Raw genomic sequence first — 4,803 nt, 5'->3', positions numbered from 1 at the left:
TGCCGGTTGAACGCGAACAGCCCGAAGGTGACGAACGCCATGTGCGCGACCGAGGAATAAGCGATCAGCTTCTTCATATCCTGCTGCACCAGCGCGACGAGGCTGGTGTAGACGATCGCCACCGAGGACAGCAGCGCGATCAGCCAGAAGAGCTGCGCGCTCGCCTGCGGGAACATCGGCAGCGAGAAGCGGATGAAGCCGTAGCCGCCCATCTTGAGCAGCACGCCCGCCAGGATCACCGATCCCGCGGTCGGCGCCTGGACGTGCGCGTCGGGCAGCCAGGTGTGCACCGGCCACATCGGCATCTTCACCGCGAAGCTCGCGAAGAAGGCGAGGAACAGCAATGTCTGCGCGGGCATCGGGAAATCGGCGGCCATCAGCGCGGGGATGCTCGTCGTGCCGGCATGATTGGCCATCCACAGCATCGCGATCAGCATCACGATCGAGCCGAGCAGGGTGTAGAGGAAGAATTTGTAGCTCGCGTAGATCCGCTCGGCCCCGCCCCAGATGCCGATGATAAGGTACATCGGAATCAGCCCGGCCTCGAAGAAGATGTAGAACAGGAACAGGTCCTGCGCCGCGAACACGCCGAGCATCAGCGTCTCCATCAGCAGGAACGCCGCCATATATTCGGGCACGCGCTTCTCGATCGAGACCCAGCTCGCGAGGATGCAGATCGGCATCAGGAACACCGAAAGCATGATCAGCATCAGCGCGATGCCGTCGATCCCCAGCGCCCAGCCGAAGCTGCCGAACAGCCCGAGATGCTCCTGGAACTGCCACTGCGGCCCGCCGATGCGGTACGTCGCCCACAGCAGGATGCCGATCGCGAAATCGATCAGCGTCGCGCCCAGCGCCACCCACCGCGCCGCTTTGGCATCGGCGAACAGGCAGCCGACCGCGCCGAGCATCGGCACCGCGAGCAACACAGTGAGAATCGGGAAGCCGTTCATGGTTCCTCCCAGGCACGGGGAGGGGGACCGCCCGCGCAGCGGGTGGTGGAGGGGGGGAGCGGCGAGGCGGGACGCTCGCGGAGAGCCCCCTCCACCGGCCTGCGGCCGGTCCCCCTCCCCGTGCCGGGGAGGAATTGTGGCGCGCTCCTCATATCGCCATCGCCCAGGTCGCCGCCGCCGCCAGCCCGAGCAGCATCACCAGCGCATAGGTATAGACATAGCCCGACTGGAACTTGCGGCTGGCGACCGAGCCCGCCTGCACCAGCGCCGCCATGCCGTTGGGCCCGAAGCGGTCGATCGTCCCCTGGTCCCCCCGCTTCCACAGCAAGCGGCCGAGCGCGAAGGCGGGGCGGACGAAGATCAGGTCGTACAATTCGTCGAAATACCATTTGCGCAGCAGGAATTGATACAGGCCGCCGAACGTGTCGGTGAAACGTTTCGGAATGCTGAGGTCCAGCACATAGGCCCATAGCGCGATCAGGAAGCCGATCGCCATCACGATCGAGGCCGAGAGCTTGACGATCATCGGCACGCGCTCGACCGCCTCCATGAACTCGTGATCGAACGCCAGGCTGTCGTGCCAGAAGACGCCGCCGCCCTCCCCGATGAACGGCCCCGCGAACAGGAACCCCGCGAAGACCGCGCCGATCGTCAGTACGATCAGCGGCACCAGCATCGTCACCGGGCTTTCGTGCGGATGATAGCCCGCGGTGCCTTGCTCCACCTGCTCGACGCCGTGCGGATCGTGATGCGGTTCGCCGCCGGCGCCCTCGTCGGGGGCATCGTGCGCATGGTCATCGTGCCCATGTCCGTGCGCATCGTGCGCCGCATGCCGGATATGCTCGGAGCCCGCCCAGCGCGGCTTGCCGAAGAAGGTCAGGAATATCAGCCGCCACGAATAGAAGCTCGTCAGCAGCGCCGCGACCACGCCCACCATGAACGCGATGCCGCCCGCCTGGCTGCCCCGCGCATAGGCCGCCTCGATGATCGCATCCTTCGAATAGAAACCCGCGAACCCGAACAGATTCTCGATGCCGACCCCGGTGATCGCCAGCGTCCCCGCCATCATCGCCCAGAAGGTGATCGGGATCGACTTTCGCAGGCCGCCGTAGAAGCGCATGTCCTGCTCGTGATGCATCGCGTGGATCACCGATCCCGCGCCGAGGAACAGCAGAGCCTTGAAGAAGGCATGCGTAAACAGGTGGAACATCGCCGCGCCATAGGCGCCAACGCCGGCGGCGAAGAACATGTAGCCGAGCTGCGAACAGGTCGAATAAGCGATCACGCGCTTGATGTCGGTCTGCACCGTGCCGACCGTCGCCGCGAACAGGCAGGTCGCCGCGCCGACATAGGTCACCACCGTCAGCGCCGCCGGGCTCGTCTCGAACATCGGGCTGAGGCGGCAGACCATGAACACGCCCGCCGTCACCATCGTCGCCGCGTGGATCAGCGCCGAGACCGGCGTCGGCCCCTCCATCGCATCGGGCAGCCAGGTGTGCAGCCCGAGCTGCGCCGATTTGCCCATCGCGCCGACGAACAGCAGCAGGCAGAGCAAAGTCATCGTATCGACGCGCCCGCCCAGGAAGCCGATCGTCGATCCCGCCATCCCCGGCGCCGCGGCGAGGATCGTGGGAATCGAGACCGTGCCGAACACGAGGAAAGTGCCGAAGATGCCCAGCGAGAAGCCGAAATCGCCGACGCGGTTGACGACGAACGCCTTGATCGCTGCGGCCTGCGCGCTCGGCTTCTCATACCAGAAACCGATCAGCAGATAGGAAGCGAGGCCGACGCCCTCCCAGCCGAAGAACATTTGGATCAGGTTGTCGCTCGTCACCAGCATCAGCATCGCGAAGGTGAACAGCGAGAGGTAGGCGAAGAAACGCGGCTGCGAGGGGTCCTCGGCCATATAGCCCCAGCTATACAGGTGGACGAGCGCCGATACACTGGTGATCACCACCAGCATCACCGCGGTCAGCGCATCGACGCGCAGCGCCCAATCGACCTGGAGATCGCCCGAGCTGATGAAGCTCAGCACCTTGACGACATGCGCGCTGTCCCCGCCGGCGAGGAAGCCCAGGAAGATCGGCCAGGCGAGCGCGCACGATCCGAACAGCGCGGCCGTCGTCACCAGCTTGGCCGGCCCATTGCCGATCGCGCGATTCCCCAGCCCCGCGATCAGCGCGGCGAGCAGCGGCAGGAAGACGAGCGCGACGATCATGCCGAAACCGTCATCCCATTTCTCTCCGTCATCCCAGCGAAAGCTGGGATCTCATGAGCAGAGGCGCGACAGATGCCGCACGAGATCCCAGCCTTCGCCGGGAGGACGAGGATAGACAAAAGGCTCACCCCTTCATCCGATTGACATCGTCGACCGCGATCGTGCCCCGGCTGCGGAAATAGATGACGAGGATCGCAAGCCCGATCGCCGCCTCCCCCGCCGCGACCGTCAGCACGAACATCGCGAACACCTGCCCGACGAGATCGTGGAGATAGGCGGAGAAAGCGACGAGATTGATGTTCACGCTGAGCAATATCAGCTCGATCGCCATCAGGATGATGATGAGATTCTTGCGGTTGAGGAAGATGCCGAACACCCCCGTCCCGAACAGGATCGCCGATACGGTGAGATAATGCGTGAGGCCGATGACCATCAGTTCCTCCCCTGCAAGGGGAGGGGGACCAGCCGCAGGCTGGTGGAGGGGTATCGCGCTCGAACAGAGGCCGACACCCCTCCGTCGCGCTGCGCGCGCCACCTCCCCTTCCAGGGGAGGATCGAGAATATCCTCACAATTCCACCCCCTGCCCCACGATGGGGCTGGTGTTGCGCGTCGCATCCTGCGGCCGGCGCATGTTCTGCTGCGTGATGTTCTGGTGCCGCACGTCGCCGCGCTTGCGGTGCGTCAGCACGATCGCGCCGATCAGCGCGACGAGCAGCACCAGCCCCGCCCCCTCGAAGATATAGAGGTAGCGCGTGTAGATCAGGATGCCGAGCGCCTGGATGTTGGGCACGCCGTCCGGCGTCGGCGCGGTCGCGCCCAGCGTGATCCCGCCCGCGGTCCACGCGCTCTCCGCGAAGATCACCTCGCCCGCCAGCAGCGCGACCAGCCCCACGCCCAGCGGCAGGTAGCGCGCGAACCCCGTCCGAAGCTCGGCGAAATCGATGTCGAGCATCATCACCACGAACAGGAAGAGCACCGCGACAGCGCCGACATAGACGATCACCAGCAGCATCGCGATGAACTCCGCCCCGACCAGCACCATCAGCCCCGCCGCGTTGAAGAAGGCGAGGATCAGCCACAGCACGCTGTGCACCGGATTGCGCGCGGTGACGCACAGCCCGCCGGAAAGGCAGGTGAGGATCGCGAACAGGTAGAAGGCGAGCGTCTGGATCAAGCGTTCTTCTTGCCCATCAAGGAAAATGCCCGCTCATCCTGAGTAGCCATTGAGCTTGTCGAAATGGCGTATCGAAGGACCTGTGCATGTCCTTCGATACGGGCTCTCGATTGCGCTCGATCCCTACTCAGGATGAGCGGGTTGGGAGGGGTCGCGGGCGCCATTATCGATACGGCGCATCGGCGGCAAGGTTGGCGGCGATCGCGCGTTCCCAGCGGTCGCCGTTGGCGATCAGCTTGGCCTTGTCGTAGATCAGCTCCTCGCGCGTCTCGGTCGAATATTCGAAGTTCGGCCCCTCGACGATCGCATCGACCGGGCACGCTTCCTGGCAGAAGCCGCAATAGATGCACTTGGTCATGTCGATGTCGTAGCGCGTCGTCCGGCGGCTGCCGTCGTCGCGCGGCTCGGCCTCGATCGTGATCGCCTGCGCCGGGCACACCGCCTCGCACAGCTTGCA

5 protein-coding genes are annotated in these 4,803 nt (G+C 65.1%); all 5 read right to left on the bottom strand.

The window, feature by feature from the left end:
• Nucleotides 1-953: complex I subunit 4 family protein (locus HUU94_RS02155; protein WP_174273480.1), on the bottom strand; the 953-nt coding region annotated here is incomplete at its 3' end.
• Between the two features lie 148 nt (nt 954-1,101).
• Nucleotides 1,102-3,171, bottom strand: a complete 2,070-nt coding sequence (gene nuoL, locus HUU94_RS02150; protein WP_174273479.1) for an NADH-quinone oxidoreductase subunit L — start codon at nt 3,169-3,171, stop codon at nt 1,102-1,104.
• Nucleotides 3,172-3,295: 124 nt separating this feature from the next.
• Complete coding sequence (gene nuoK, locus HUU94_RS02145) at nt 3,296-3,604, bottom strand: NADH-quinone oxidoreductase subunit NuoK (RefSeq protein WP_174273478.1); 309 nt, start codon at nt 3,602-3,604, stop codon at nt 3,296-3,298.
• A gap of 133 nt (nt 3,605-3,737) precedes the next feature.
• A complete protein-coding gene (locus HUU94_RS02140) occupies nt 3,738-4,346 on the bottom strand; it encodes an NADH-quinone oxidoreductase subunit J (RefSeq protein WP_174273477.1) in 609 nt (202 codons plus the stop codon).
• Nucleotides 4,347-4,509: 163 nt separating this feature from the next.
• Nucleotides 4,510-4,803, bottom strand: a 294-nt coding sequence (nuoI, locus tag HUU94_RS02135) for an NADH-quinone oxidoreductase subunit NuoI (protein ID WP_174273476.1), incomplete at its 5' end; no start/stop codon positions are given.

This window comes from Sphingomonas bacterium, assembly GCF_903644055.1.
Taxonomy (GTDB): Bacteria; Pseudomonadota; Alphaproteobacteria; order Sphingomonadales; family Sphingomonadaceae; genus Sphingomonas_I.
The sequence above is the reverse complement of the archived record's forward strand: the minus strand, read 5'-3'. Positions and strand labels throughout refer to the sequence as shown.